Raw genomic sequence first — 25,325 nt, 5'->3', positions numbered from 1 at the left:
ACCAAGGGCGGTGCCGCCGTCGGACGTTTCAAATGTGTGCCTAGCTCGTCTCCGCAATAACCGCAACACCGCCCGCCGGAACGGTCCCGGCGAATGTCCCGCCGGTCAGCAGGTCGGTGCCGGCGGCAGACACTGAAGCGTCCGAACGGGTGTGGTTGATCGCGAACAGATAGCTCTGCCCGTCTGAGGAAAACCGGCGCACCAGCTCCACCCCGGGATCGGCGGCGGCAACAGGGGAGACGCCGGACTCGGCCAGTAACTTGTCCAAGACAGCTTCAATCCCGTCCGGATCGGGGAAGGTGGCCAGATACCAGGCGGCGCCGTTGCCCACAGCGTGCCGGGTGAGGGAGGGGGCGCCCTCCAGCGGGTACTCGGTAAAGAACTGCACCGCCTCCGTGCCGGCCAGGTGGACGTGCTCGCTCCAGATCGAAGACACCGTGCCGTCGCTCAGCTTCAACCGGGAACCGGCAAGGAGGGGGTGGAACTCCTCAACCCGCACCCCCAAAAGATCCCGGAAGGCGCCGGGATAGCCGCCCAGCCGCACATGGTCCTTTTCGTCCACAATGCCGCTGAAGTAGCTGACCAGCACCGAGGCGCCGGCCGAGGCGGCTGCGGCAATGTTGGCTGCGGCATCATCAGTCACGGAGTACAGCGTGCACACGAGGACCAGGTCATACCCCTCCAGTGAAGCGGATGGATGGACCAGGTCCACGGAAATCCCGCGGAGGAACAATGCTCGGTGGAAGGCGCGCAGGAGGTCCAGGTACTTCACGTCGATGCTCGGCTTGGAGTCGATTTCGGCGGCCCACCATGCCTCGTAGTCAAAGACAATCGCGGCGCGGGACTGGACCCGCGAACCGCGCACGGGCTCAAGCTTTTTCAGCGCAGCCCCGAGCTCCACCACCTCACGCCAGATGCGCGTGTCGCGTCCGCCGTGCGGCACCATGGCCGAATGGAACTTTTCGGACCCGGCAAAACTCTGCCGCCACTGGAAGAACATCACGGCGTCCGCCCCGCGGGCCACGTGTGCCAGTGAATTGCGCAGCATCTCGCCGGGCATCTTGGGCTGGTTGCGCGGCTGCCAATTAACGGCCGACGTCGAATGTTCCATCAGGATCCACGGGTCGCCGCCCGCAATGCCCCGGGTGAGGTCGGCGCTGAACGCGAGTTCGATCTGCCGTTCGGGATCGGCGGCCACCAGGTAGTGGTCGTTGGCGATGACGTCCAGGTCCTTGGCCCAGTCGAAGTAGTCCATGGACTTGGTGGCACTGGACGCCATCAGGTTGGTGGTGCAGGGGATGTCCGGGGTCACCTCGCGCAGAACGGCAACAAGTTCCCGGTAGTAGTCCATCAGCGCCCAGGAGTTGAACCGCTGGAAGTCCAGCTGCTGCCCCGGATTGAGGGTGGACGGCGCAACGGAGGGCGGCAGGATTTCGTCAAAGGAGCCGTAGTTCTGGGACCAGAATGCCGTGCCCCAGGAGGCGTTGAGCGCATCAATGCTCCCGTAGCGGCGCTCCAGCCAGGCGCGGAAGGCGGCGGCGTCCTCGTCCCCGTAGAACTCGGAGACGTGGCATCCCAGTTCGTTGTCCACGTGCCACAGTGCCAGGGCCGGATGGTCCTTGTACCGTTCCGCGAGGGCGCGCGTGATCCCCGCGGCGTAGCGGCGGTAAACGGCCGACGACGGCGTGTAGTGCCGCCGCGAGCCCTGCCCCAGCACGGTTCCGTCGGCCGTGACCGGCAGGATCTCCGGATGCTTGCGGACCAGCCACGCGGGGGGAGCGGCGGTGGCGGTGGCCAGGGCCACCTTCACCCCTATGCCGGCCAGGTTGTCCATCACCTCGTCCAGCCAGCCGAAGTCGTAGTGCCCCTCGGAGGGTTCCAGCAGCGCCCAGGAGAAGATCCCCACGCTGAGGAAGTTCACCCCCGCTTCCCGCATGAGCTCCAGGTCCTCCAAGCGGACACTGGTTGGCCACTGCTCAGGGTTGTAGTCGCCACCGAAACCGATGCCCTGGACCTTGGTCCAAACGCTGGCTGGCGTGGTGGTTTCCTGCTCTGTCATGGGACTCCTTTGTCTGTTTGGGGCAGAAACTCGATCTGACATCAGACCTTTGGAAAACGCTTGCCCAAATCTGGGAATGCGGATATTGTATCGTTTCAGAAGCCGTGTAAGCCAGCTCACTACTCATGTTGTAGGCAGAGAAAAGGCAAAGCACCCATCGAGCAAGGAGGCTCCCGTGATCAACAGAAGGCATTTCCTCACTACCGTGGCCATCGGCACCGCATCTGCCGCAGCCCTGTCGGCCTGCGGCAACGGATCCAGCTCTTCCGGCCAGACCGGATCCGCTGATAAGCCCGTCACCATCAACTACACCTGGTGGGGCAACGACGACCGCGCCGAGCGCACCCGCAAGGCCATCGCCCTCTTCGAATCGAAGAACCCGGACATCAAGGTCAACGGCAACTTCACCGACTTCGCCGGCTACTGGCAGAAGCGTGCCACCGAGGCTGCCGGCGGCGGCCTGCCGGACGTCATGCAGTGGGACCTGTCCTACCTGCGCGACTACGGCCAGCGCAACCAGCTCCTTGACCTGGGCACCGTGAAGATCAATACGGATGCGTTCGAGAAGTCACTCATGCCGTCGGGGCAGATCAAGGGAAAGCAGTATGGCATCCCGACGAGCACCAACGCCTTCGCGGTGTACTACGACCCCGCAAAGCTGGCGCCCCTGGGCATTGCAGAGCCCAAAGGCAAGTGGACGTACAAGGAATTCAACGACTTCATGACCCAAGTGGGGACCAAGAGCAACGGCGCGCTCTACGGCGGCGGCGACTACACCGGCATCTGGTGGATGTTCAACATCTGGCTGCGCCAGAACAACATTCAGGCCTTCACCTCCGAGGGCAAGCTCGGCTTCAGCAAGGATGACCTGAAGAAGTGGTGGAATACGACGGCGGCCCTCCGAGGTACCCCGGCGATCATTCCCGAAGAGCGCGTTACGCAGCTCGCCCCCAAATCGCCGTTCGGCTCCAATGCCGCGGCTACAGAGTTCACCTGGGACAACTTCATGGCCGGCTACCTCGCGGACAGCGGCGCGAAGGAACTCAAGCTGGTGCCGCCGCCCTCGGATGACCCGGACAACCTGGGCCTGTTCCTGAAGCCGTCCATGCTGATGGTGGCCAGCGCCAAGACCAAGTACAAGGACGCGGCGGCACGGTTCATCGACTTCATGGTCAACGACCCCGAGGTTGGCCAGATCTTCAAGACCTCCCGCGGAGTCCCCGCCTCCAAGACCCAGCGCGACGGCACCACCTTCGAGGGCACCGACAAGCTCGTGGTGGATTACGAGAAGTCCATTGAGAAGTACCTCAAGGACGCCCCCGAGCCGCCCATCGTCGGTTTCGGCACGCTCGAAGCCTCCTTCAAGCGCGTTGCCTCGGACCTGAACTACGGCAAGCTCACCATCGACGGTGCAGCAGACGCCTGGTTCAAGGAAGCCGAAGACCTCATCAAGCAGAACGCCTGATCCGGCGCCATGCCCTCCCATCCAGGTTCCACGACTGACGGAATGAACTCGTGACTCAAAGCCCAACTCTGAGCAGGCGTTCGGCGTCGTCCACGCCCCCGCTGCCGCGCAAGTCGCGGCAGCGGGGCACGGACGCCCGTGCCGGCTACACCTTCCTGCTGCCCTGGCTGCTGGGATTCATTGCCCTCACGGTTGGGCCGATGATCTCCTCGCTCTACCTGTCCTTCACCAACTACAACCTGTTCGAGCCGCCCAAGTGGATCGGCCTGGACAACTACACCACCCTGTTCCAGGACGAACGCTTCCTGCAGTCGGTCGGCGTGACCGTGGGCTACGTGGTCTTCGGTACGCCACTGAAGCTCGCAGCCGCGCTCGCGGTGGCCATGCTGCTCAACAGCAAGCGCCGCGGCCAGGGCTTCTACCGCTCCGCCTTCTACGCACCCTCCCTGATCGGTGCCTCCGTCTCCATCGCCATTGTCTGGAAGGCCATGTTCGGCGATTCCGGCCCGGTGGACCAGGGCCTGTCCTTCTTCGGGATCAACCTTGGCGGCTGGGTGGGCAATCCGGCCATGACCATGCCCATGTTCATCCTGCTGACGGTGTGGCAGTTCGGCGCCCCGATGGTGATCTTCCTGGCCGGCCTCAAGCAGATCCCCGGCGAACTGTACGAGGCAGCGTCGATGGACGGCGCCGGCCCGGTGCGGAAGTTCTTCAACATCACCTGGCCCATGCTCTCCCCGGTGATCTTCTTCAACCTGCTGATGGAAACCATCCACGCATTCCAGATCTTCGCGTCGGCCTACATCATTTCCAACGGTGAAGGCGGCCCGGCCGGCTCCACCCTCTTCTACACCCTCTACCTGTACCTGCGGGGCTTCAGCGATTTCCGGATGGGCTACGCTTCGGCCATGGCCTGGCTGCTGGTGATCGTGGTCGGCATCATCACCCTGATCTTCTTCCGCACGTCCAAGTCCTGGGTCCACTACAGCGGTGATGCAAAATGACAAGCACGGCAACCCCCACCCAGTCCCTCCCGGACGCAGAACTGGCGCACTACAACCCGAAGTCCGAATCGGCCGGGACCAAGCGGGCCAAGAGCGTCATCTTCCACATCGTGGCTCTGGCCCTGACCGCCATCGTGCTCTACCCCGCCCTGTGGATGATCGCGTCGTCCTTCAAGCCCAACTCAGAAATCGGCGGCCAGAACACGTCGCTGTGGTCCAACAACTTCAGCTTCGACAACTTCGTCACCGCGATGGACGGGATCGGCGGGGTGTCTACCCTGCAGTTCTTCACCAACTCATTGATCCTGGCCATCGGCGCGGTGGTGGGGACCGTCCTGTCGGCGAGCGTGTCGGCATACGCGTTCGCCCGGATCAACTTCCCCGGCCGCAGCGTCTTCTTCGGCATGATGATCGCCACCCTGCTGCTGCCCTTCCACGTGGTGATCATCCCGCAGTACATCGTGTTCCAGCAGCTGGGCCTGGTGGACACCTATGTGCCGCTGCTGATCGGCAAGTTCCTGGCGGCGGACGCGTTCTTCGTCTTCCTCATGGTCCAGTTCATGCGCGGACTGCCCGCGGAGCTGGATGAGGCGGCGAGGATCGATGGCGCCGGACACGCACGGATTTTTGGTTCCATCATGCTGCCGCTGATGAAGCCGGCCCTGATCTCCACCTCGATCTTCTCCTTCATCTGGAGCTGGAACGACTTCCTGGGCCCGCTGCTGTACCTGAACACCCCTGACAAGTACCCGCTGCCGCTGGCCCTGCGGCTCTTCGTGGACCAGACCCAGTCCTCGGACTACGGCGCCATGATCGCCATGTCCGTCCTGGCCCTGCTGCCCGTGCTGATCTTCTTCCTGATCTTCCAGCGGTACATTGTTGAAGGCGTCTCCACCCAGGGCCTCAAGGGCTAGCGGAAACGAGACAGAAAATGAGCGTCATGGACAGCACCACGCCCGCATCCAGCCACGAGCCCATCCCGGTGAACCGGTTCGCCCTGTTCTCCGAAACCCTCCTGGCGGGGGTGCTGGTGCTGGTGCTGTCCATCCCGCTGGTCACCATCCCCGCCGCCTACGCGGCCGGCACCGCCCACCTTGAGCGGCACCTGAACGGCCGGGACGATTCCGTCCGCGGCCTCTGGAGCCTGTTCAAGGCTGCCCTGCCGGGCAGCTGGAAACTGGGGCTCACCACTGCGGCAGCCGCCGTCGTAACTGTCCTGAACCTTCTGCTCGCATGGGTGGGGCAGCTGCCGGGCCGCGGGCTGGTCCTTCCCGCCACGCTGCTGCTTGCCGCCGGCGCAGCCATCCTGCTGCTCCGCACGGCATCCGCATGGTCCGATTTCTCCGGCACCGGAAGCACCGGCAATGACACGTGGCGCCAGGCACTCCAGGCCGGCCAGGCAATCTCGCTGCGCGACTGGACCGGTTCGCTGCTGATCGCCGCCGCGCTGTTCGGCGCCGTGGTGTTCGTCTGGATGCTCGCCGCACTTTTCGTGGTGGTTCCCGGCACCCTGATCCTGGCTGCGGCCGCAGTGAAGCTGCGCTCCGGCCGCCACCGCAACTGACTGTGCCTTCCCGCCGCACCCGTTCCGCTCCGGACGCCCGTCCCGGGACCAGCCAGCCGCGCTGGTACCACCCCCTAAAACAGCACAATTACCGGCTGTTCCTGGCCATGCAGCTGGCCGGCAGCCTTGGTGTCTGGATGCAGCGCCTGGCCCAGGACTGGCTGGTGCTGCAGCTGACCGGAAGCCCCGCCGCGGTGGGTGCCGCCGTCGCCCTCCAATTCCTGCCCATGCTGGTGGTGGGGCCGCTCGCGGGACTGGTGGTGGACATCTTCCCCAAGCGCCGCATCATGATGGTGTGCCAGTCAATCATTGTCCTGCTCGGTGTGGGGCTGGCCGCATGGGCTGCGAGCGGCACCATTACCGTGTGGGTGGTCTACGCCAGCTGCATTGCCCTGGGCATCACGGCAGCGGTGGACCAGCCCACCCGGCAGGTCTTTGTCAACGAAGTGGTGGGCGACGCCGGACTGCGGCCCGCGATCGGACTCAACAACGCGCTGTCCCAACTGGGTGCCATGGTTGGGCCGGCACTGGGCGGGATCCTGATCGCACAGGCGGGACCTGCGGCAGCCTTCGCCTCAAACGCGCTGATCGGTGTGCTGGTGCTGGGCATGATCGCCGCCATCCGTGTGCAGGAACTGCATCCGGGTACGCCGGCAGAGCGGGGGCGCGGGCAGGTGCTGGCCGGTTTCCGCTACGTCCGGGAACGGCCGCGGCTGCTCCTCCTCATCCTGCTGGCAGGGTTGCTGGGTGCCTTCGGCATGAACGGGCCCGTGGTCCTCGCCGCCTTCGCCGAACGCGTGTGGCACAACGGTGTGGAAGGTTTTGGTCTGTTCAACACCGTCAGTGCCCTTGGGGCGCTGGCAGGCGCGCTCCTTGCGGCCCGGCTGGGCAACATGGGCCGCCGCGGCATAGTGGCTGCGGCAGGCCTCTTCGGGCTGTCCCAGCTGGTGGCCGCCCTGATGCCCAACCTGGTGCTGTTCGTGGCCATGCTGGTGGTGGTGGGCATCATGACGCTTTTGTTCCTGACCAGCGCCGCCACCGCCGTCCAGCTCGAGGCGGGGCCCGCCATCCGCGGCCGGGTCATGGCGCTGTATCTTCCGCTCCTGCTTGGCGGCCATGCCTGCGGGGGACTCCTGGCGGGCTGGCTGACCGAACAGTTCGGCGTCCGCGCCGGCCTGGTGGTCACCGGCGGCCTGGGGATGCTCTCCGCGGCCGTGGTGGGCCTGCTGCTGTGGTGGCACGGGCGACGGCAGGGGGATTCTGCGCCAGCGGAGGCTTAGGCGGGCGTGAACGTCCACGTTCCGGTGTGCACCCGGAAGTCGCGCGTGGCCCCTGCCCCTTGATGGTCACCTGAAGCGGAACGCACGACGGCGGCATTCGCAGCAGGCCCCTTGGCCCCGTAAGTGCCGGCGGGCAGCCGGACGGTGGCCGTAACCCCGGGTGGAATGGTGCACTCCAGCTCCACCTGTCCGCCGCGGCGCTGCCACCCGGCGTGCACATATCCGTTGCCTACCGGGACGCTGCCGCAGGCGTGCTCCAACCGGCACAGCGGCGGCTCGATCAGCACCTCGCTACCGCCCGGCATACTGAAGCGGACTCCGAGCAGGTGCTCCAGGATTTCCTTGAGCACCGAGGCGGACCAGGCGTGCGACTGGCTGTAGTCGCTGCCGTCCGCCAGGTCCCACGCCTCCCAGGTGAAGGTGGCGCCGCGGTCCAGGAGCCGCGCCCAGCCGGGCTGATCCTTGTTCGTCAGCAGGTTCAGCACGGCATCCGTCATCCCTTGACCCAACAGCGCACGGACCAGCCGATGCACGGTCATGGGGCCCTGCCGCATGCCCATTCCGGCAATCCGGGCGGCGTCCGCAGCGGCGCACGTTGGCTCGATGATCCCCAGCGACAGGGGGAAGGAGGTGGCGTGCTGGGAGGCGTGGGAGCTGGGCGTCCCGTCAGCGTGCAGCCCGTCCACCATGACTCCGTTCACCCGCAGGCGCGTGCGGACGCCGGCTGCCAGTGCGCGGGCAGCGGCGGCGTAGCGGGATGCCGCTTCCTCATCACCTGCCGCGCCGCAGAGCCGGGCCGTGGACACCAGCGCGGAGTAGGCCTGGGCATTGACAGTGGTTTTGGCCGCGCATTCCATGTCGTAGCCGAACCGGCCGGGAGCCGGCCAGTCCACGATGCCGTGCAGGTAGGGGCCGGAGCCGCCGCCCAGGTTGGTGACCAGTCCCGCCGTCGGGCCCTTCGCGGGGATGTGGCGCAGGGCGTAGTCCGCCGTGTCACGCAGGTGCGGCAGCAGTTCCCGGGCCAGGGCAAGATCGCCGGTGCGCAGGTGGTACTCCTCCGCCCACTCCGGCAGCATCAGGGAGAAATCGGGGATGTCGCGTTTGCCGTCGCCGTTGGGATAGACGGCGTTGTAGCGTCCCTTCTCCTCCCCGGCGCTCCAGTAGCGGCAGGCGGACCAGGCGAACTCCCGCAGCGCCTGCGCCGTAAAGGCGTGTTCGCCGAACAGCGCCATGGTGGCATAGGAAATGTTGGCGGCGTCGGCCAGGAACTGTCCCTTTTCGCGGGTGGGGGTATCGACGAACTGTTCCTGCACGCCGTACAGCGCAGAATCGCGGAGCAGCCCGAAGACGGAGTCCAGAACCGGGTCCGAGCTGCTGAAGCTGCCCTCGGCAGGGTGGCCGGCGTGGACGGTGGCGGCGCCAACGCGTGAGACCTCCGCGGCGTCCACCCCCGGGACCTCCAGGTACCGGAAGCCCAGGTGCACCGACGCCCGGTAGTGCTGCGGCCCGGAGGTCTGGGTGTAGGGGAAGGACATGTCGGTGTTCTGGCTGGCGGTCTTCCCGGCGTCCACCCGGCCGTCGGGGCCCAGCGCGTAGCCGGCGCGGAGCATGACGGTGCGTCCCGGCGCGCCGTCCAGGAAATCAATTTCGGGCCTCGCGGGGATGACCTGTCCGAAGTCCGCCACCATTGTGCCGTCGCCGGCGGTCAGGAACTGCTGCGGCGCCACGAACCGGCCTGAAAGGAATGTCCTGCGGGGGTGCAGCCGGGGAAAGTCCGACGACGGATGGCGGCCTGAGATGATGGCGGCCGGCAGGTCCGTGGCGGCGTTAAGGGACGCCGCAGCCTCCCCGTCCAGGTGCTCCACCGGATCGCCCTCATCGTTGCGGTAGCCCGACTGGCGGTACGGGGCTTCGCCGGCGGTCCAGTCCGGGCCGGACGTGAGGACCTCGCGGCGCCCGTCGTCGTAGTCCACGGTGAGCCGGACCAGGAGGCCCGGAATGCCGGCGGCACGGCCCTGGCCCGGGCCGTACCAGTGGAGCAGGGCTGTCACCGGCACGGGCGTGTCCGCGGGGTGTTGGGCGAGGACCTCCGTGAGATCGGCGGCGTCGTAATAGCCTTCGCCGGGGTAGCCAAATGAGGTGGTGCTAAGACAGGGTGTCCCGGCGACGGAGAGCTGGGCGTGGTGGTGGGCTGCGGCGTAGAGCCGGGCCCGCCGCACTGTCCCCGTGAGCTTCAGGGTGCTCCGGAACAGGGTCCACTCATCGGGCTGGCGGTGTGCCGTGGTCCGTGACCAGTGCGCCAGGGAGGCCAGGGCCAGCTCACTGCCAGCGTCAAACCGGTGGTCCAGCAGGACGGCCTGTTCGCCGGGCGCCTCTTGCGCGGTTCCGGCGATGCGGAGTGAGGCGTACTCGGCCTGGCTTCGCGGGCCCTGATGCAGGGCGATACTGCCCGCGGCGGCTCGGCCAAGGGACTGGTCAACGGACTGTCCAAGCGGCTCATCAACCGCCAGCAGTTCCAAGCCGTCGACGGCCACCCGAATGGTCCTGCCGTCGTCGCTGACCGCAAGGTGCCGCCAGGCACCGGACGCGGCGCAGGTGGCTTGGGCGCTGGCCAATACCGGGGTTTCCGGAGCGGCGGGGCCCGGGATCTCCCAGGCCGGAGCGTGACGGAGCGATACCTGTCCGTCGGCGCCCAGCTCCAGCAGCAGGCCGGTTCCGGGGCCGCTGCTGCGCAGGAGCACGCCAGCGCGGCCCATCACGGGGCGGAGCCGGGCCTCCAGCTGAAAGCTGCGGAGCCCGGGGCAGGGGACTGGCAGGAAGGGGGACCCGGCCACCCGGAGCGCGCCGTTAAGTATTTCCAGCGGAGCACGTCCACCCGGCGCCCGGCCCATCCAGCCGGCCTGCCAGGAACTGTCAGTCAGGCCTGTGCTGAAGGGCTGCAGGGCAGACCAGGAACCGGTCACTCCGGCTCCGTCCCGGATGCGCACGCGCCAGGCGTAGTCAGCATCGTCGTCCAGCCGGGAACCGCCAAACGGAATGCCGCGCTGGCAGGATGATGCCACCGGTCCCGACATCCACAAAACCGTGCCCTGGGCGTCCTGTACCTCAAGCTCATAGCCCGTTTGCCGCGCAAGGGCTGGATCGCCGTCGTCATCCATGCCCAGCTGCCAGCTGAATGCAGGGGAGGGGGCTGCGGTCAGGCAGGACGCAAGCCCGTCCGTCAGGAGGTTGGCCGCGTGGAGCTGGCCGGCTTCCGGTTCCTGCGCTGCCATCAGGAGGCGGGCAGCTCGAAGGCAACCGGGGCGGCTGCAGCCCAGGGGAGGCCCAGTTCGCTGAACGTGGCATGCTGCCGGCCCGCGCGCTCCAGGGCGTCCTCAATGCCCACCACCACGGCGTGCGCTGCGTCGCCTTCGCCTTCCCAGTGGACATGTGCGGGATCGATGGGGGCAGGAAGGGGCGCTGTCCTGACAGCCTCCAGCACCAGCATGAAGGCTCCGCTGTCCACCAGGCTGCTGGTGAGCGGAACGCCGTGCGCCCGGTGGGCCAGCAGGTTTTCCGTCAGGTCGTCGCGGCCGTACGTTTTCTCCGTGCGCCCGGACTCCGTCTCGATGGTGAGCCGGTCCTCTGTGTAGTGGAACACCGCCGTGCCGGCCGAGCCCTGCAGGGTCAGATAGGGCTCCACGGACTCCGACGCGCAGATGGTCAGGGCGCACGTAATGGGCAGGCCGGCCGCGGTGCGGATCCGGATCACGGAAGTGTCATCGGATTCGATGTCGTTGGCGCGGTACAGTTCGGTCTCCACGGAAGCGACGTCCGCCGTAGTGCGCGCCCCGGCAATGCGCAGGGCAGTCGCCACGGCGTGCGCCAGCGGGTTGGTGGCCACACCGTCCACCACGTCCACGCCGTTGATGCTCCGTTTTCCGGCCCAGCGGGAGCGTTTGTAGTAGGACCTGTCGCGGACCCAGCGCCCGGTGGCGGAGATGCCTTCCAGGGTCCCGATGGTGCCGGCGGCAAGCAGTTCTTCGATGGCCTTCAGGGCGTGCGAGCCGAGGCTCTGGAATCCGATTTGTACCCCGCGGCCGGATGCCGAAGCCGCTGCGCAGAGGCGGTTGAAGTCGGCCAGGGAGGCGACGGGCGGCTTCTCCAGGTACAGTTCCGCATCCGTGGCGAGGGCGGCCAGGGCCAGCGGGGCATGGGTCTGGATGGGCGTGGCCACAATGATCAGGTCCAGGTCCGGGGTGTCCTCCAGGAGGCGGTCCAGTCCCGGGTAGGAAGCGGCCGGCGGCGGGACCGCCCCGGGTGCCGGCGGCTGCGGGTCCGCCACGGCAACGAGTTCAACGCTGCCTCCGGCCTGGAGGCGCTCCAGGTTCCGGAGGTGGTGGGTGCCAAAGCCGTGCACTCCCACCAGCGCAACCCGTGCCGCGGATGCCGGGGTGGCCGCTGTTCCGGCCTCACTGCCGGGGGCTTCCGTTGCCGTTCCCAATGGTTCTCCATTCCGCCCGGGCACCAGCTTTTCGGGTGCCCAATCTTCGCGCCAGCGAGATTTCAGCAAGCGCTTTCCACCAACAAGTGTGCGGCATGCAGCCCTCCGCAGTCCAGCTATGTAACGATTCAAAATTTCGCTTGACCAACGCGTGGCGGTGGGTCTAGATTTTCGAGAAACCGATTACCAGCGTGATGCGGGACACTTTCCGCTTCGCCTCTGCAACGATGGAGAACAGAAGGGAGTCCCGCCATGCTGTCCGGGACCTTCAGTGCGCGTGCCTACTCGTTTTTTGACACCCTCGTCTGGATAGCGGGACTGAACCTGCTGTGGATCGCTTTTACCCTCCTGGGTCTTGGGGTCTTCGGTGCAGGGCCGGCCACTGCCGCCGCCCATATCGCGGTGCGCAAACGGGCGGCGGGTGACGGCGCTCCGCTGCTGCGAAGCTTCGCCGCCGCGTACTTCCGCAACTTCTTCAGGGCGAACCTACTTTCGCTGCCGCTGATGGGCGTCGCCGCGGCCCTTGTCCTGAACTGGAACTACTTCTCCCGGGGCCCGGGGCTCTTTCCGCAGCTGATGGCCGCCGCGATCTTTGTTGCGGCAATTTTCCTGGCCGGCGCCGCCTGCTACGTGTTCCCCATGTACGCGCGGTATGAGCTGCCCGCACCGCAATACCTGCTGATGTCCTCCCGTTTCGCGGTGCGGCACCTGGCCGGAACGGTCATCCTGCTCTTTGTCACCGCCGCTGTGGTGTATGCCAGCAGCAGCCTGCCGGGAGTGATCCCGTTCTTCAGTGTTGGAGCCTGGCTGTACCTCACGGGCTGGTTGTGCGACCGCTTCTTCGCCGCCAATGACGAATCCGTGGCGGCGGCGGAACCTGGCGTCCATCCCGCTCTCCAGGGAGCTTCCACCGCCTGACTGCTCCCGCACCCCGCGCCTGCTCCTGCCCTCTAGACGCACTGCGGGCCTTGGGCAGGCGCCCGAATCGCCGGGCAAGAAATGAAACGTATCAATCCAAGGGCCAGCCAGCCCTTTAAGTACCCCAACGAAGTGGAGTGGAAAAATATGATCCGCAGAAAACTGTCCCTGGCCGCCGCCGTCGTCACCGCCACGGCCCTGACCCTCACCGCCTGCAGCGGGGGTGACACCCCGGCCGCGGACCTCACCTCCGTGTCCATCATGGCCCCGTTCCTCGAGGCACAGCCGCCCGCAGCGGACGGCGCCGTCCAGAAGAAGCTGGAAGAGCTCACCGGCAAGCAGGTCAAGATCAACTGGGCCCCCAACGCGTCCTACGAGGACAAGACCAACATCACCCTGGCGGGTTCGGACATTCCGCAGGTCATGGTCATCCAGGGGAAGACGCCCGGGTTCGTGAAAAATGCCCAGGCCGGTGCCTTCTGGGACCTGACCGACAAGCTGGACAAATACCCCAACCTCAAGACAACCTTCCCGGACATCCAGAAGAACGCCAGCGTCAACGGCAAGGTCTATGGCGTGTACCGTGGCCGCGCCCCCATGCGTGCGGCCGTGATGTTCCGGCAGGACTGGCTGGACAAGCTGGGGCTGCAGCCGCCCAAGACCACCGAAGACCTGTACAAGGTGGCCAAGGCCTTCACCGAACAGGACCCGGACGGCAACGGCCAGAACGACACCTGGGGCATCACCATCCCCAAGTGGGGTGCGCTGGGCACCAACAGCCCCTACGACCTGATCGAGGAGTGGTACGGCGCCGGCAACCGCTGGACGGAGAAGGACGGGAAGCTGATCCCCAGCTTCGAAACCGACGAATTCCTCGAAGCCGACCGGTTCATCAAGAAGATGGTGGACGAAAAACTCATCAACCCGGACTTCGCCACCTTTGACAGCACCAAGTGGAACGAACCGTTCTTCAACGGCAAGGGCGGCATCATCGTCGACGTCGACTCCCGGGTGAGCGTCCTCATCAACCTGTTCAAGCAGGCGGACCCCAACAACTTCCAGAACAAGGTGGGCTTCGTGGGCAACCTGGAAGGACCCGACGGCAAGCTGCACGCCCACCCCACCGACGGCTACTCCGGATTCCTGGCCATCCCCAAGGCCAGCGTCAAGACCGACGCTGAACTGGACAAGGTCCTGCAGTTCCTGAACACCATGAACGGCAAGGATGTGGCCATCCTCCTGAACAACGGCATCGAGGGCGTGAACTTCAAGGTGGAGGACGGCAAAGCGGCCACCATCAAGCCGGAGACCCCGGAAGGCAAGGCCGTCACCACCGATATCAAGAGCTACGCGCAGCTGGGCATGAATGTTGCGGGCAACGAGTTCTACCCGGTGAAGCAGCCCTCCGACTACGAGCAGCAGGTCTTCGACAAGCGTACCGAAGTGATGGCCGCGGACCTCAAGAGCGCCGTCTACAACCCGGCTGCGCCCTTCGTTTCCCAGACCTACGTGGCCAAGGGTGCCCAGCTGGACAACATCGTGGCGGACGCCCGGATCAAGTACCTGGCCGGCCAGATCGACGAGCAGGGCCTCAAGGACGCCATCAAGCTCTGGGACACCAGCGGCGGCAACAAGGTCAAGGAAGAGATCAACAAGCTCTGGCAGGACAACAAGTAAATGGCAGCCCCTGTCATTGACACCCTCGCCGGGGAGCGGGTAGGCAAAAAGCCGCCCGCTCCCCGGACCGGGGGCAGGTTCTCCGTCCATTTCGCACACTACAAGTGGCTGTACCTGCTGCTCCTGCCGGGCGTGGTCTACTTCGCGGTGTTCCGCTACGCCCCCATGTACGGCGTATCCATCGCGTTCAAGGATTACGTCCCGTTCCTTGGCGTGAACGGCAGCCCCTGGGTTGGATTCCGGAACTTCGAGGACTTCTTCGCCAACCCGGACTTTCCGCGGTTGCTGGGCAACACCCTGATCCTGGCCTTCCTGAACCTGGGCGTCGCCTTCCCACTGACCATCATTCTGGCGCTGCTGCTGAACGAGGTCCGGCTGTCCATCCTCAAACGCACCGTCCAGACGCTGGTGTACATTCCGCACTTCCTGTCCTGGACCATCGTGGCGTCGTTGAGCTTCCTGCTGTTTGCCCTGGACATCGGCCCGCTGTTCCAGTTCCTGAACAGCGTCATGGGCACCAACATCGACTTCCTGTCCGACCCCGCCTGGTTCCGGCCCCTGATCGTGCTGCAGGAAATCTGGAAGAACACCGGCTGGGGCACCATCATCTTCCTGGCCGCGCTGTCCACCGTGGACCAGGACCAGTATGAGGCGGCCATCATCGACGGCGCCGGCCGGTTCCGCAGGGTCTGGCACATCACCCTGCCGGCGATCCGGTCCACGATCATCGTGATGCTGATCCTCGCCATCGGGCAGATGCTCAACACCGGGTTCGAACAGATCTACCTGATGACCAACGCCCTGAACCGGGAAGTGGCGGACGTCTTTGACACCTACGTCTACTTCGTGGGCATCACCCAGGGTGCCTACAGCTACTCCACCGCGGTGGGCCTGTTCAAATCCCTGGTGGGCATTGTGCTGATCTTCGGCACCAACTGGCTGGCCAAGCGATTCAACCAGAGCGGACTGTTCTAATGAAGATCCACAACACCCGCGGCGGCCGGATCTTCGATGCCGTCAACTACGTCTTCCTGTCCCTGATCGGCATCATCACGCTGCTGCCGTTCGTCTACGTCTTCGCCGGGTCCTTTGCCACCGAAGCCGAGATCACCCGCCGGGCGTTCTTCGTCTGGCCGGAACAGTTCACCCTGGGCTCCTACGAGTACATCTTCGCCACGCCGGCGTTCGTCCGGGCCCTGGTGACCACCATCTTGGTCACCGCGGTGGGCACCCTGGTCCAGCTGGCCTTCACCGTGACCATGGCCTACCCGCTGGCCAAGAAGACCCTGCGGGGCAGGAACGTCATCCTGTCCCTGGTGGTTTTCGCCATGGTTTTCTCCGGCGGGATGATCCCCACCTTCCTGCTGGTCAAGGACCTGGGCCTGCTCAACTCCTACTGGGCGCTGATCCTGCCTGCGGCCATCAACCCGTTCAGCCTGATCATCATCAAGAATTTCTTCCAGGAACTCCCCGCGGAGCTTGAGGAATCGGCCAAGATGGACGGTGCCACCGAGATCGGGATCCTCTGGCGGATCCTGCTCCCGCTGTCCAAACCCGTGCTGGCCACTTTTGCACTTTTCTATGCGGTGGGCATCTGGAACGACTTCATGTCGCCCCTGCTCTACCTCAGCGACAACTCCAAATGGACCCTCCAGATGTACCTCCGCCAGGTCACCGCTGCCTCGGACCTGCTGGGCACGGGCAACGTGGACCCCAATTACATCCCGCCGGAACAGGGCATCAAGTTCGCCGTTATCGTGGTGGCCACCCTGCCCATCCTCATCTTCTATCCGTTCCTGCAGAAGCACTTCGCCAAGGGCATGCTCATCGGCTCGGTGAAAGGCTGACCATGAAAATTCTGCTGGCCGGAGACTCAACCGTGGCCAACTGCCCCACGCAGGAGTTCCCCATGAGCGGCTGGGGCGCGCACCTGGCCCCTCTCACCTACCGGTGGGGCTCTGTGCACAACTTTGCCAAGGGCGGGGCAAGTACGGAATCCTTCCGCGGTGAGGGGCTGTGGGCGGACCTGCTCGCCCAGGCCGGGCCCGGCGACGTGGTGCTGCTCCAATTCGGCCACAACGACCAGAAAAAGCACCACCTCGCTGCCCGCACCGGGTACGCGGCGAACCTGCGGACCATGGTGGGGGAGGTGCGTACTGCCGGGGCCGCGCCCTTACTGTGCACCTCCGTGGAGCGGCGGCACTTCCTGGACGTCAGGCACCCAAACGGCCTCCCGGCGTCGGGAGCTGTTCTGGAAGAAAGCCTGGAGGACTATCCGGAAGTGGTCCGCGAACTCGGCCGGGAGTTGGCGGTCCCGGTGGTGGACCTGAACGACTGGACCCGGAGCCTGTACGTCCGCCTGGGGCCGGACGAGTCCCGGGGACTCTTTTGCCACTTCGCGCCCGGGGAGCATGCGCATTGGCCCGATGGCCTGGCCGACGACACCCACTTCTCCCGGCATGGTGCCGCACTGGTGGCTGCCGAGGTGGCCAGGCAGCTTGGTGCCCTGGGATATGGCGGCTCCAGCGCAGAGCCCGGCACCAAGGAGTTAAGCACGACGGCGGGACGCGGCTAGGTGGGCGCAACACGTTTGGAGACGGGGACCCTTTACAGCAACCCACTGGCAGGACCTGGTGACGTGGCCGGATGGGTGGCCGAAGGACCGGTAAGCGTCGGAAGCCACGAAGGAGCCCTGGAACTTTCCGCTGCGCTGGATGACCAGGAATTCGGCGACCATGCGCACTGGACGTTCTGGTGCCCGGTGGAATTCCCGGACGGAATCCGCATCGGCTGGGACTTCCTGCCGCTCGCGGAGCCCGGCCTGGCCATGCTGTTCTTTGCAGCCGCGGGACACCAAGGGCTGGACCTCTTCAGCCCTGCCCTGGCACCGCGGACGGGCTACTATCCCCAGTACCACTCGGGCGACATCGATGCCCTGCACGTCTCCTATTTCCGGCACAAGTACCCATCAGAGCGTGCCTTCCGCACCTGCAACCTGCGCAAGAGTGCGGGCTTCGAGCTCGTGGCGCAGGGCGCGGACCCGTTGCCGCCCACTGAGGACGCCGCCGGCTTCTACCGGCTGGAGGTAGTGAAGGACGGGGCCCGGGTGGCATTTTCCATCAACGGGCTGCTCCTCTTTGACTGGCAGGATGCCTCGGGGAAGGTGCTTGGCGGCGGCCGGATCGGTTTCCGCCAGATGGCGCCGCTCCGGGCCGCCTACCGGAACCTGGTGGTGGAGCGGCTTTAGGCAGCAAGAGCGGGCGGCCTCGAAGGTCCGCCCGCTCTTGTCACCGCCTGCTTGGTGAAGTGCTGGAGATACTACAGTCCCAGGACCCGGTTCAGCAGGTTGGCCAGCCCGCTCAGGCCGTTCCCGCCATCCAGGAGGCCGGTGATGGCGCACAGGAGGTTGCCCACCAGGTTGCCCGCTCCGGTCTGGGCGGTGATGTCCAGGACCACCTGGTTCAGGTCAACGTTGAGGCCCAGGAGGTCCAGATGCAGGGGACCGAGAACCAGGTTCAGGACGTCACAGCCGGCCCCGCCGCCGCCGGCCATGGTGGTGGGTGCAGCAGCAGCGGTTGTGGTGACCGTCTGGTCGACGGACTGGGTAGCTCCGGCGAGGTCGGTGAAGGTGCCCTGCAGCAGGCCGGTGACCATGAGCTGGCCGTCCTGGGCGCTGAAGCCGGTGGGCGTGAAGGAGCCGGCGAAGCTGCCTACTCCATCGATGGTCTGGTTGATGGTCCCGGTCACGTTGGCAACCTGTGACGACTGGGAGGCGGCGGAAGGAGCCGCGGGTGCCGCGGCCGTCGCCGGGCCTGCCATGCCAAAGAGCATGGCGCCGGAGAGGGCAAGGGCGGTTACTGAAGCTGAGACCTTGGTGCGCATTTTCGGTAAATCCTTTCAGCGCCGGGGTGTGGCGCAATGAATCCTTCGAGGCTCCGCCCCCATGGAGAGCCCCTGCGGAACTGTTTATTTCAAATGCAGTTTTCACTTTCATATGCAGCCCTGGCGGGCCGCGACACGTGGCGTTGAACTGGTGATCCAGGCCACGGGCACGTCGACCAACCTATTAGTAAGCATGCTGACTAGTCAAGCCGGCCTTGGGGCAAGCCTGAGCCCGGGGGGAGCGGCGTGCGCCCCGGGCCGGCCCCCCTGGGGCAAGATGGAAGGGTTCAGGAACTGCCCACTGGAGGGAGGCGGGGTCATGGAGCCCGTAACGGTCGACGGCGGCAAAGGCACCGTGGAATTGCGCGACGACGGGATCATCCACCTTATCTGGGAACCCAGCGTCCGGATAGAAGTCGAAGATGCGCAGGCCGCGATGGCCACTGTCAACCGGGTGGCCGGCGCCGGCAGCTATCCCATGCTGGTGGACATGGCCACCACTGAGAATGTGAGCATCCAGGCGCGCTCGGTGTTCTCCATCCCGTGCGCGGCCAACCGCATTGCCCTGCTGGGGGCGAGCCCGGTGGACCGCATCCTCGCGAATTTCTTCCTGGGCGTCCACGTTCCGCCCTGCCCCACGCGCTTCTTCACCTCCCGGACCGAGTCCATGAAGTGGCTGCAGCAGGCTGGGAACTAACCTGCCGGAAGGGTCAGCGGGCGGGTGTGGCGGTGCTCTGCCGGACCACCAGCTCCGGTGTGAACACCACTGAGCGGTGCACGGGGGTCTGGGACTCCACTTCCTCTGACAACAGCTCGATGGCCGTCCGGCCCAGCAATTCAGTCGGCTGGCGGATGGAGGACAGCGGAACCACGGCGGACACCGCAAAATCGATGTCGTCATAGCCAATCAGTGCCACGTCCTCGGGGATCCGGAACGTATGGGTCATGGTGAGCGACTGCATGACGCCAAGGGCCAGGAGGTCGTTGGCGCAGAAAATGCCGTCCGGCAGCCCCTCCCGGCCACGTTCCACCAGCACGTCACCCACGCTGCGGCCCGCAAGGACTGTCTGTCCTTCCGCGTCCAGCACCTCGAGCGTGGCGTCCGGCTCCTCCTTGACGGCGCGGCGGGCCCCCTGGAGGCGGTCCGCCACCTGCCGGATGGAGGTGGAGCCGCCAACAAATGCGAGCCGGCGGCGGCCGGTGTCCAGCAGGTGCCGGGCAGCCAGGTACCCCCCAGCGTCGTCATCCACCGCCACGGAGCTGAACTTGGACTCGTCAGCCAGCCGGTCCACCAGCACCGTGGGCACTCCGCGCTCGCGGAGGAGGTCCAGCCGGTCCGTGATGTCACCAACCGGCGAAATCAACAGGCCCTGGACCCGCTGCTCCTGGAAGAGGTCGATGTAGTTGGCCTCCCGGCTGGCATTGTGGCCGCTGTCGCCCAGCAGGACCGCGCTGCCCTGCAATGCCGCGGCGTCCTCGGCGGCCCGGACCACCGAGGTGAAGAAGGGGTTGCCGACGTCCAGGACAATGAGCCCGATGGTACGGCTGTGGCCCACCCGGAGCTGCCGCGCGGCGTCATTGCGGACAAAGCCGAGTTCATCGATGGCGCGCAGCACCCGTTCCTTGGTCCGGTCCGACACGCGGTCCGGATAGTTCAGGACGTTGGATACCGTCCCCACGGCCACGCTTGCGTGGGTGGCCACGTCCTTGATACTGGCTGTGCGGTTCATCGACTCTCCGTGCTGATATGCCGCCGCGGGTGGGTTCCGTGCGGGAGATCAAAAGGTTTCTGCTGTTGCTTGACACCTGCTCAAGTCCAAGAGTACTTTGAATCGTACCAATGAAACGATTCAAAACTTTTCGAAGTTGAAGGGATTCCCAATGAGGGTGTGTTTCCGTTCCTCTGTCCAGCCGGCGCTGATCGACGAATACCGCCGCCGGCATGCGGCGGTGTGGCCGGAAATGCTCCACGCCCTCAAGGAAGCGGGCTGGCACAACTACTCCCTCTTCCTTGCCGCGGACGGGCTGCTGGTGGGCTACGTGGAGTGCGACGACTTCGATGCCGTCCGTGCCCGCATGGCCCTCACAGACGTCAACGCCCGCTGGCAGGCGGAGATGGCAACCCTTTTTCAAGATTCCGGCCAGGCGCCCGACGAAGGGTTCCAGGTCCTGGAAGAAGTCTTCAACCTCGACAGCCAGTTGGCGGCACAGTCCTCCGCAGGCTGACCGATAAACGCAGGCACCACCAGCACGGCTCCAGCAGCGGGGCAACCACCACAACGCATCAGACTGATCATCAAACACCGGAAAGAACCATCATGAATGACGTAGCAACGGCGCTGGGCAGGCTCGGGGAGCTTGCCATCGAGGTCCCCTCGTGGGCCTATGGAAATTCAGGCACCCGGTTCAAGGTGTTTGGCACACCCGGGACCCCCCGGACGGTGCAGGAGAAGCTGGCGGACGCCGCCAAGGTTCACGAACTGACGGGCTTGGCGCCCACGGTGGCTCTGCACATTCCGTGGGACAAGGTGGATGACTACGCCGCCCTGAAGGAGTACGCGGCCGGCCTTGGCGTGGGCCTGGGCACCATCAACTCCAACACGTTCCAGGATGACGAGTACAAGTTTGGCTCGCTCACCTCGTCCAACCAGAGCGTGCGCCGCCGGGCGATCGACCACCACCTCGAGTGCATCGAGATCATGCACGCTACGGGCTCCAAGGACCTGAAGATCTGGCTGGCAGACGGCACCAACTACCCCGGCCAGGATGACATGCGCGGCCGCCAGGACCGGTTGGCCGAGTCACTGCAGGAGATTTACGCCGCGCTGGGTGACGAACAGCGCCTGGTGCTCGAGTACAAGTTCTTCGAGCCGGCTTTCTACCACACCGATGTTCCGGACTGGGGCACCTCCTACGCCCAGACCCTGGCGCTGGGCGAGAAGGCGTTCGTCTGCCTGGATACCGGCCACCACGCTCCCGGCACCAACATCGAGTTCATCGTGATGCAGCTGCTGCGCCTGGGCAAGCTGGGTTCCTTCGACTTCAACTCGCGCTTCTATGCCGACGACGACCTCATCGTGGGTGCCGCTGACCCGTTCCAGCTCTTCCGCATCATGCACGAGGTGATCCGGGGCGGCGGCTTCGGCAAGGATTCCGGCGTGGCTCTCATGCTGGACCAGTGCCACAACCTGGAGGAGAAGATTCCGGGCCAGATCCGTTCGGTGCTGAACGTCCAGGAAATGACCGCCCGGGCCCTGCTGGTGGACACCGCAGCCCTGGCCGAAGCGCAGCGCTCCGGGGATGTCCTGGCCGCCAACGGCATCTTCAACGATGCCTTCTACACAGACGTCCGGCCCATCCTGGCCGAGTGGCGTGAAACCCGCGGCCTCCCCGCGGACCCGCTGGCCGCCTTCAAGGCCAGCGGATACCAGAAGAAGATCAACGAGGACCGCGTGGGCGGCCAGCAAGCCGGATGGGGCGCCTGATTAGCCATGAGTAACAAGACTGTTGAAGACCTGATTGCCCGTTCCAACCGCCTGGGAGCGGACAAGCGGAACACCAACTTTGCCGGCGGCAACACCTCCGCCAAGGGTACCGAAAAGGACCCGGTGACAGGCGAGGACGTCCAGCTGCTGTGGGTCAAGGGCTCCGGCGGGGACCTGGGCACGCTGAAGGCCCAGAACCTGGCGGTGCTTCGCCTGGACCGGCTGAACGCCCTGAAGAACGTCTACCCCGGCGTGGAGCGTGAAGACGAGATGGTGGCGGCGTTCGATTACTGCCTGCACGGCAAGGGCGGCGCCGCTCCCTCGATCGACACCGCCATGCACGGCCTGGTGGACGCAGCGCACGTGGACCACCTGCACCCGGACTCCGGCATCGCCATTGCGACGGCGGTGGACGGCGAGGCGCTGACCACCAAGATCTTCGGCAACAAGGTTGTCTGGGTGCCATGGCGCCGTCCGGGGTTCCAGCTGGGCCTGGACATCGCCGCGATCAAGGAAGCCAACCCCCAGGCCATCGGCACCATCCTGGGCGGCCACGGTATCACCGCCTGGGGTAATACCAGCGAAGAAGCCGAGCAGAACTCGCTGTGGATCATCGAACAGGCTGAGAAGTACATCAGGGACAACGGCAAGGCCGAGCCCTTCGGCGGCAAGCTGCCGGGTTACGGTGCCCTGCCGGAGGCAGAGCGCCGCGCCAAGGCCGCAGCCCTGGCACCCGTGATCCGCGGCCTGGCCTCCACGGACAAGCCGCAGCTGGGGCACTTCAGCGATGACGCCGTCGTCCTGGACTTCCTCGAAGCCGCGGAGCACCCGCGCCTGGGCGCCCTGGGCACCTCCTGCCCGGACCACTTCCTGCGCACCAAGGTCAAGCCGCTGATCCTGGACCTGCCCGCCGACGCCTCGATTGAGGACTCGATCGCGCGGCTGCACGAGCTGCACGCCGACTACCGCGAGGACTACCAGGCCTACTACGACCGCAACAAGGACCAGGACAGTCCCGCACTGCGCGGCGCGGACCCGGCCATTGTGCTGGTGCCCGGCGTGGGCATGTTCTCCTTCGGCGCCAACAAGCAGACCGCCCGCGTTGCCGGCGAGTTCTACATCAACGCCATCAACGTGATGCGCGGCGCCGAGGCCATCTCCACCTACGCCCCGATCGAGGAATCCGAAAAGTTCCGGATCGAGTACTGGGCGCTGGAGGAAGCCAAGCTGGCCCGGATGCCCAAGCCCAAGTCCCACGCCACCCGCATTGCCCTGGTCACCGGCGCAGCCTCCGGCATCGGCAAGGCCATCGCCACCCGCCTCGCCGCGGAAGGCGCCTGCGTTGTCATCGCAGACCTGAACCTCGAGAACGCCGAAAAGGTGGCCGAAGAGCTTGGCGGGCCGGACGTTGCCATCGGCGTCCAGGCGGACGTCACGGACGAAGCACAGGTGGCGGCCGCCATCGATGCCGCCGTCCTGGCGTTCGGCGGAGTGGACCTGGTGGTCAACAACGCCGGCCTGTCCATCTCCAAGCCGCTGCTGGAAACCACCGAAAAGGACTGGGACCTGCAGCACAACGTCATGGCCAAGGGCTCGTTCCTGGTGGCCAAGGCAGCAGCGAAGGTGATGATCGCGCAGGGCCTGGGCGGGGACATCATCTACATCTCCTCCAAGAACTCCGTGTTCGCCGGCCCCAACAACATCGCCTACTCCGCCACCAAGGCAGACCAGGCACACCAGGTGCGGCTGCTCGCGGCCGAACTGGGCGAGTACGGCATCCGCGTCAACGGCATCAACCCCGACGGCGTGGTCCGCGGCTCCGGCATCTTCGCCGGCGGCTGGGGCGCCAAGCGCGCCGCAGTCTACGGCGTGGACGAGGAAAAACTGGGCGAGTACTACGCCCAGCGCACCCTGCTCAAGCGCGAAGTCCTGCCCGAGCACGTGGCCAACGCCGCCGCCGTCCTCACCAGCAACGAACTGTCCCACACCACCGGCCTGCACATCCCCGTGGACGCCGGAGTGGCCGCAGCCTTCCTGCGATGAGCACGGTTCCTGTCCCCGGAGTGTTTGCCGCCGTCGACATCGGTGCCTCCTCCGGGCGCGTGATGCTGGGCCGCGTTACCGGGGCCGGGGTGTCGCTGGAGACAGTGCACCGCTTCCCCAACGGCGTGGTGGAGCTCGACGGCGGCCTCCGCTGGGACTTCGACGCCCTGTTCGCGGAGGTCCTGGCCGGCCTCCGCGCCGCGGCCACAGTGGCGGCCGTGCAGGGCGAAACGATCACCAGCATCGGCATTGACACCTGGGCGGTGGACTACGGCCTGGTGGATGCGTCGGGGAAGCTGGTGGCACAGCCTTTCAGCTACCGCGACGACCGCAGCAGGGCAGCCATTGCCCCTGTCCACGCAAAACTGGACCCGGCGCGCCTGTACCAGACCACGGGGCTGCAGTTCCTGCAGTTCAACACCATCTACCAGCTGGCCACCGAACGTCACCTGGACGGGTTGAAGGCGCTGCTGATCCCGGACCTGATCGCGTTCCTGCTGACCGGGGTGCGCCGGACCGAGGCTACCAACGCCTCCACCACCGGGCTGTTCGACGCCGTGGCGGGGGAGTGGGCCACCGAGTTCTTCAGGGCGCTGGGGCTGCGGAAGGACCTGTTCCCGCCATTGATCCAGCCAGGGGAAGCCTACGGAAACCTCCTGCCGGATGTTGCCGCAGCGGTGGGCTTGCACCGGGAAACCACCGTTGTAGCGGTGGGTTCGCACGACACTGCTTCCGCGGTGGTTGCCGTTCCTGCCCGGGATGACGCCTTTGCCTACATCTCCTCCGGTACCTGGTCCCTGGTGGGGCTGGAACTGAAGCATCCGGTTCTGACTGAGGCCGGCAGGGAAGCCAACTTCACCAATGAACGGGGCGTGGACGGCACCATCCGCTACCTGCGCAACGTGGGTGGACTATGGCTGCTGAGCGAATGCCAGCGGACCTGGGCCGGCGAGGGTTTCCAGCCGGACCTCGCCGCACTGCTGGCGGCCGCCGCGGCATTGCCCGCCGGCGGTCCGCAGGTAAATGCCGACGATCCCTACTTCATTGCGCCGGGCAGTATGCCGGAGCGGATCCGGGCGGCCGTACGGCGCACCGGTGAGGTCCTGCCCAACGATCCGGCGGCCATCACCCGCTGCATCATGGACAGCCTCGCCGCTGCGTATGCCAGGACCATCACGGCGGCAGAACGCCTCGCGGACCGTGAGGTGGATGTGGTGCACGTAGTGGGCGGCGGCTCGCAGAACACCCTGCTCTGCCAGCTCACCGCCAATGCCACCGGGCGCCCCGTGGTGGCCGGCCCCGTCGAGGCCACAGCCCTGGGTAACGTGCTCATCCAGGCCCGCGCCGCCGGGGCAGCCACCGGCGGACTGCCACAGCTGCGCGGAATCATTGCCGCCGGAACCAGCCTTCGCCGCTACGAACCGCTCATCACCGCGCACCAGGGGTACGTGAAGTAAAAATAGAG

21 protein-coding genes are annotated in these 25,325 nt (G+C 65.9%); 16 read left to right on the top strand and 5 right to left on the bottom strand.

Going from position 1 to position 25,325, the window contains the following annotated elements; genetic code table 11:
* Nucleotides 1–40: 40 nt before the first annotated feature.
* Complete coding sequence (locus ACR65K_RS18695; RefSeq protein WP_440154482.1) at nt 41–2,059, bottom strand: beta-galactosidase; 2,019 nt, start codon at nt 2,057–2,059, stop codon at nt 41–43.
* 175 nt (nt 2,060–2,234) lie between these two features.
* Here ACR65K_RS18695 and ACR65K_RS18690 point away from each other — a divergent pair, with 175 nt between their 5' ends.
* From ACR65K_RS18690 to ACR65K_RS18670, 5 genes are read left to right on the top strand one after another with little or no spacing between them, the layout of a single operon-like run.
* A complete protein-coding gene (locus tag ACR65K_RS18690; RefSeq protein WP_440154481.1) occupies nt 2,235–3,524 on the top strand; it encodes an ABC transporter substrate-binding protein in 1,290 nt (429 codons plus the stop codon).
* Nucleotides 3,525–3,574: 50 nt separating this feature from the next.
* Nucleotides 3,575–4,528 (top strand): carbohydrate ABC transporter permease, encoded by a 954-nt coding sequence (locus tag ACR65K_RS18685; protein ID WP_440154480.1) that lies wholly within the window; start codon nt 3,575–3,577, stop codon nt 4,526–4,528.
* A complete protein-coding gene (locus tag ACR65K_RS18680; protein ID WP_440154479.1) occupies nt 4,525–5,442 on the top strand; it encodes a carbohydrate ABC transporter permease in 918 nt (305 codons plus the stop codon). Before ACR65K_RS18685 ends, ACR65K_RS18680 begins: the two co-directional genes overlap by 4 nt.
* Nucleotides 5,443–5,459: 17 nt before the next feature.
* A complete protein-coding gene (locus ACR65K_RS18675; RefSeq protein ID WP_440154478.1) occupies nt 5,460–6,092 on the top strand; it encodes a Poxvirus protein I5 in 633 nt (210 codons plus the stop codon).
* Nucleotides 6,093–6,094: 2 nt separating this feature from the next.
* Nucleotides 6,095–7,372: an MFS transporter gene (locus ACR65K_RS18670; RefSeq protein ID WP_440154477.1), complete on the top strand. Its 1,278-nt coding sequence runs from the start codon at nt 6,095–6,097 to the stop codon at nt 7,370–7,372.
* Here ACR65K_RS18670 and ACR65K_RS18665 read toward each other — a convergent pair.
* Nucleotides 7,369–10,644, bottom strand: a complete 3,276-nt coding sequence (locus ACR65K_RS18665; RefSeq protein WP_440154476.1) for a family 78 glycoside hydrolase catalytic domain — start codon at nt 10,642–10,644, stop codon at nt 7,369–7,371. The genes ACR65K_RS18670 and ACR65K_RS18665 overlap by 4 nt on opposite strands.
* Nucleotides 10,644–11,855, bottom strand: coding sequence for a Gfo/Idh/MocA family protein (locus ACR65K_RS18660; protein ID WP_440154475.1), 1,212 nt, complete (start codon nt 11,853–11,855; stop codon nt 10,644–10,646). The genes ACR65K_RS18665 and ACR65K_RS18660 overlap by 1 nt, the downstream gene beginning before the upstream one ends.
* Nucleotides 11,856–12,107: 252 nt before the next feature.
* On the opposite strand from ACR65K_RS18660, the gene ACR65K_RS18655 reads away from it, so the two are divergent.
* The 6 genes from ACR65K_RS18655 (at nt 12,108) to ACR65K_RS18630 (ending at nt 17,697) form a co-directional block, all read left to right on the top strand.
* On the top strand, nt 12,108–12,773 hold the full coding sequence (locus ACR65K_RS18655) for a YesL family protein (RefSeq protein WP_056328709.1): 666 nt from the start codon (nt 12,108–12,110) through the stop codon (nt 12,771–12,773).
* Between the two features lie 147 nt (nt 12,774–12,920).
* On the top strand, nt 12,921–14,450 hold the full coding sequence (locus ACR65K_RS18650; RefSeq protein ID WP_056328712.1) for an extracellular solute-binding protein: 1,530 nt from the start codon (nt 12,921–12,923) through the stop codon (nt 14,448–14,450).
* Nucleotides 14,451–15,425 carry an ABC transporter permease gene (locus ACR65K_RS18645; RefSeq protein WP_440154474.1) on the top strand — a complete coding sequence of 325 codons (975 nt, stop codon included), beginning with the start codon at nt 14,451–14,453 and terminating at the stop codon, nt 15,423–15,425.
* Nucleotides 15,425–16,297: a carbohydrate ABC transporter permease gene (locus ACR65K_RS18640; protein ID WP_110541663.1), complete on the top strand. Its 873-nt coding sequence runs from the start codon at nt 15,425–15,427 to the stop codon at nt 16,295–16,297. Before ACR65K_RS18645 ends, ACR65K_RS18640 begins: the two co-directional genes overlap by 1 nt.
* Nucleotides 16,298–16,299: 2 nt before the next feature.
* Entirely contained in the window at nt 16,300–17,025 is a 726-nt protein-coding gene (locus ACR65K_RS18635; RefSeq protein ID WP_440154473.1) for a rhamnogalacturonan acetylesterase, read from the top strand.
* Nucleotides 17,026–17,697: a DUF1961 family protein gene (locus ACR65K_RS18630; protein ID WP_440154472.1), complete on the top strand. Its 672-nt coding sequence runs from the start codon at nt 17,026–17,028 to the stop codon at nt 17,695–17,697.
* Between the two features lie 71 nt (nt 17,698–17,768).
* Here the strand turns inward: ACR65K_RS18630 and ACR65K_RS18625 are convergent, their stop codons facing one another.
* Nucleotides 17,769–18,332 carry an ABC transporter substrate-binding protein gene (locus ACR65K_RS18625; RefSeq protein WP_440154471.1) on the bottom strand — a complete coding sequence of 188 codons (564 nt, stop codon included), beginning with the start codon at nt 18,330–18,332 and terminating at the stop codon, nt 17,769–17,771.
* A gap of 319 nt (nt 18,333–18,651) precedes the next feature.
* Between ACR65K_RS18625 and ACR65K_RS18620 the strand changes: the two genes are divergently transcribed.
* Nucleotides 18,652–19,029 (top strand): DUF7793 family protein, encoded by a 378-nt coding sequence (locus tag ACR65K_RS18620; protein WP_440154470.1) that lies wholly within the window; start codon nt 18,652–18,654, stop codon nt 19,027–19,029.
* 13 nt (nt 19,030–19,042) lie between these two features.
* Here the strand turns inward: ACR65K_RS18620 and ACR65K_RS18615 are convergent, their stop codons facing one another.
* Entirely contained in the window at nt 19,043–20,062 is a 1,020-nt protein-coding gene (locus tag ACR65K_RS18615) for a LacI family DNA-binding transcriptional regulator (RefSeq protein ID WP_440154469.1), read from the bottom strand.
* A 151-nt stretch (nt 20,063–20,213) separates the two neighbouring features.
* Between ACR65K_RS18615 and ACR65K_RS18610 the strand changes: the two genes are divergently transcribed.
* The 4 genes from ACR65K_RS18610 to ACR65K_RS18595 all read left to right on the top strand — a co-directional run bounded on the left by ACR65K_RS18610 (nt 20,214) and on the right by ACR65K_RS18595 (nt 25,317).
* Nucleotides 20,214–20,558, top strand: coding sequence for an L-rhamnose mutarotase (locus ACR65K_RS18610; protein ID WP_056328730.1), 345 nt, complete (start codon nt 20,214–20,216; stop codon nt 20,556–20,558).
* A 92-nt stretch (nt 20,559–20,650) separates the two neighbouring features.
* On the top strand, nt 20,651–21,817 hold the full coding sequence (rhaI, locus tag ACR65K_RS18605) for an L-rhamnose isomerase (RefSeq protein WP_440154468.1): 1,167 nt from the start codon (nt 20,651–20,653) through the stop codon (nt 21,815–21,817).
* Nucleotides 21,818–21,823: 6 nt separating this feature from the next.
* Nucleotides 21,824–23,860, top strand: a complete 2,037-nt coding sequence (locus ACR65K_RS18600) for a bifunctional aldolase/short-chain dehydrogenase (RefSeq protein ID WP_440154467.1) — start codon at nt 21,824–21,826, stop codon at nt 23,858–23,860.
* A complete protein-coding gene (locus tag ACR65K_RS18595) occupies nt 23,857–25,317 on the top strand; it encodes a rhamnulokinase (RefSeq protein WP_440154466.1) in 1,461 nt (486 codons plus the stop codon). Before ACR65K_RS18600 ends, ACR65K_RS18595 begins: the two co-directional genes overlap by 4 nt.
* The last annotated feature ends 8 nt before the right edge of the window (nt 25,318–25,325 follow it).

This window comes from Arthrobacter sp. SAFR-179, from assembly GCF_059414945.1.
This window is presented reverse-complemented; position numbering and strand designations above follow the sequence as displayed.

Bases quoted from the DNA above. Each gene is read 5' to 3' on its own strand.
- ACR65K_RS18610 (WP_056328730.1), top strand. From the start codon at position 20,214: ATGAGGGTGTGTTTCCGTTCCTCTGTCCAGCCGGCGCTGATCGACGAA.
- ACR65K_RS18595 (WP_440154466.1), top strand. From the start codon at position 23,857: ATGAGCACGGTTCCTGTCCCCGGAGTGTTTGCCGCCGTCGACATCGGT.
- ACR65K_RS18635 (WP_440154473.1), top strand. From the start codon at position 16,300: ATGAAAATTCTGCTGGCCGGAGACTCAACCGTGGCCAACTGCCCCACG.
- ACR65K_RS18675 (WP_440154478.1), top strand. From the start codon at position 5,460: ATGAGCGTCATGGACAGCACCACGCCCGCATCCAGCCACGAGCCCATC.
- ACR65K_RS18680 (WP_440154479.1), top strand. From the start codon at position 4,525: ATGACAAGCACGGCAACCCCCACCCAGTCCCTCCCGGACGCAGAACTG.
- ACR65K_RS18615 (WP_440154469.1), bottom strand. From the start codon at position 20,062: ATGAACCGCACAGCCAGTATCAAGGACGTGGCCACCCACGCAAGCGTG.
- ACR65K_RS18600 (WP_440154467.1), top strand. From the start codon at position 21,824: ATGAGTAACAAGACTGTTGAAGACCTGATTGCCCGTTCCAACCGCCTG.
- ACR65K_RS18620 (WP_440154470.1), top strand. From the start codon at position 18,652: ATGGAGCCCGTAACGGTCGACGGCGGCAAAGGCACCGTGGAATTGCGC.
- ACR65K_RS18695 (WP_440154482.1), bottom strand. From the start codon at position 2,059: ATGACAGAGCAGGAAACCACCACGCCAGCCAGCGTTTGGACCAAGGTC.
- ACR65K_RS18645 (WP_440154474.1), top strand. From the start codon at position 14,451: ATGGCAGCCCCTGTCATTGACACCCTCGCCGGGGAGCGGGTAGGCAAA.
- ACR65K_RS18625 (WP_440154471.1), bottom strand. From the start codon at position 18,332: ATGCGCACCAAGGTCTCAGCTTCAGTAACCGCCCTTGCCCTCTCCGGC.
- ACR65K_RS18655 (WP_056328709.1), top strand. From the start codon at position 12,108: ATGCTGTCCGGGACCTTCAGTGCGCGTGCCTACTCGTTTTTTGACACC.
- ACR65K_RS18650 (WP_056328712.1), top strand. From the start codon at position 12,921: ATGATCCGCAGAAAACTGTCCCTGGCCGCCGCCGTCGTCACCGCCACG.
- ACR65K_RS18665 (WP_440154476.1), bottom strand. From the start codon at position 10,644: ATGGCAGCGCAGGAACCGGAAGCCGGCCAGCTCCACGCGGCCAACCTC.
- ACR65K_RS18640 (WP_110541663.1), top strand. From the start codon at position 15,425: ATGAAGATCCACAACACCCGCGGCGGCCGGATCTTCGATGCCGTCAAC.
- rhaI (WP_440154468.1), top strand. From the start codon at position 20,651: ATGAATGACGTAGCAACGGCGCTGGGCAGGCTCGGGGAGCTTGCCATC.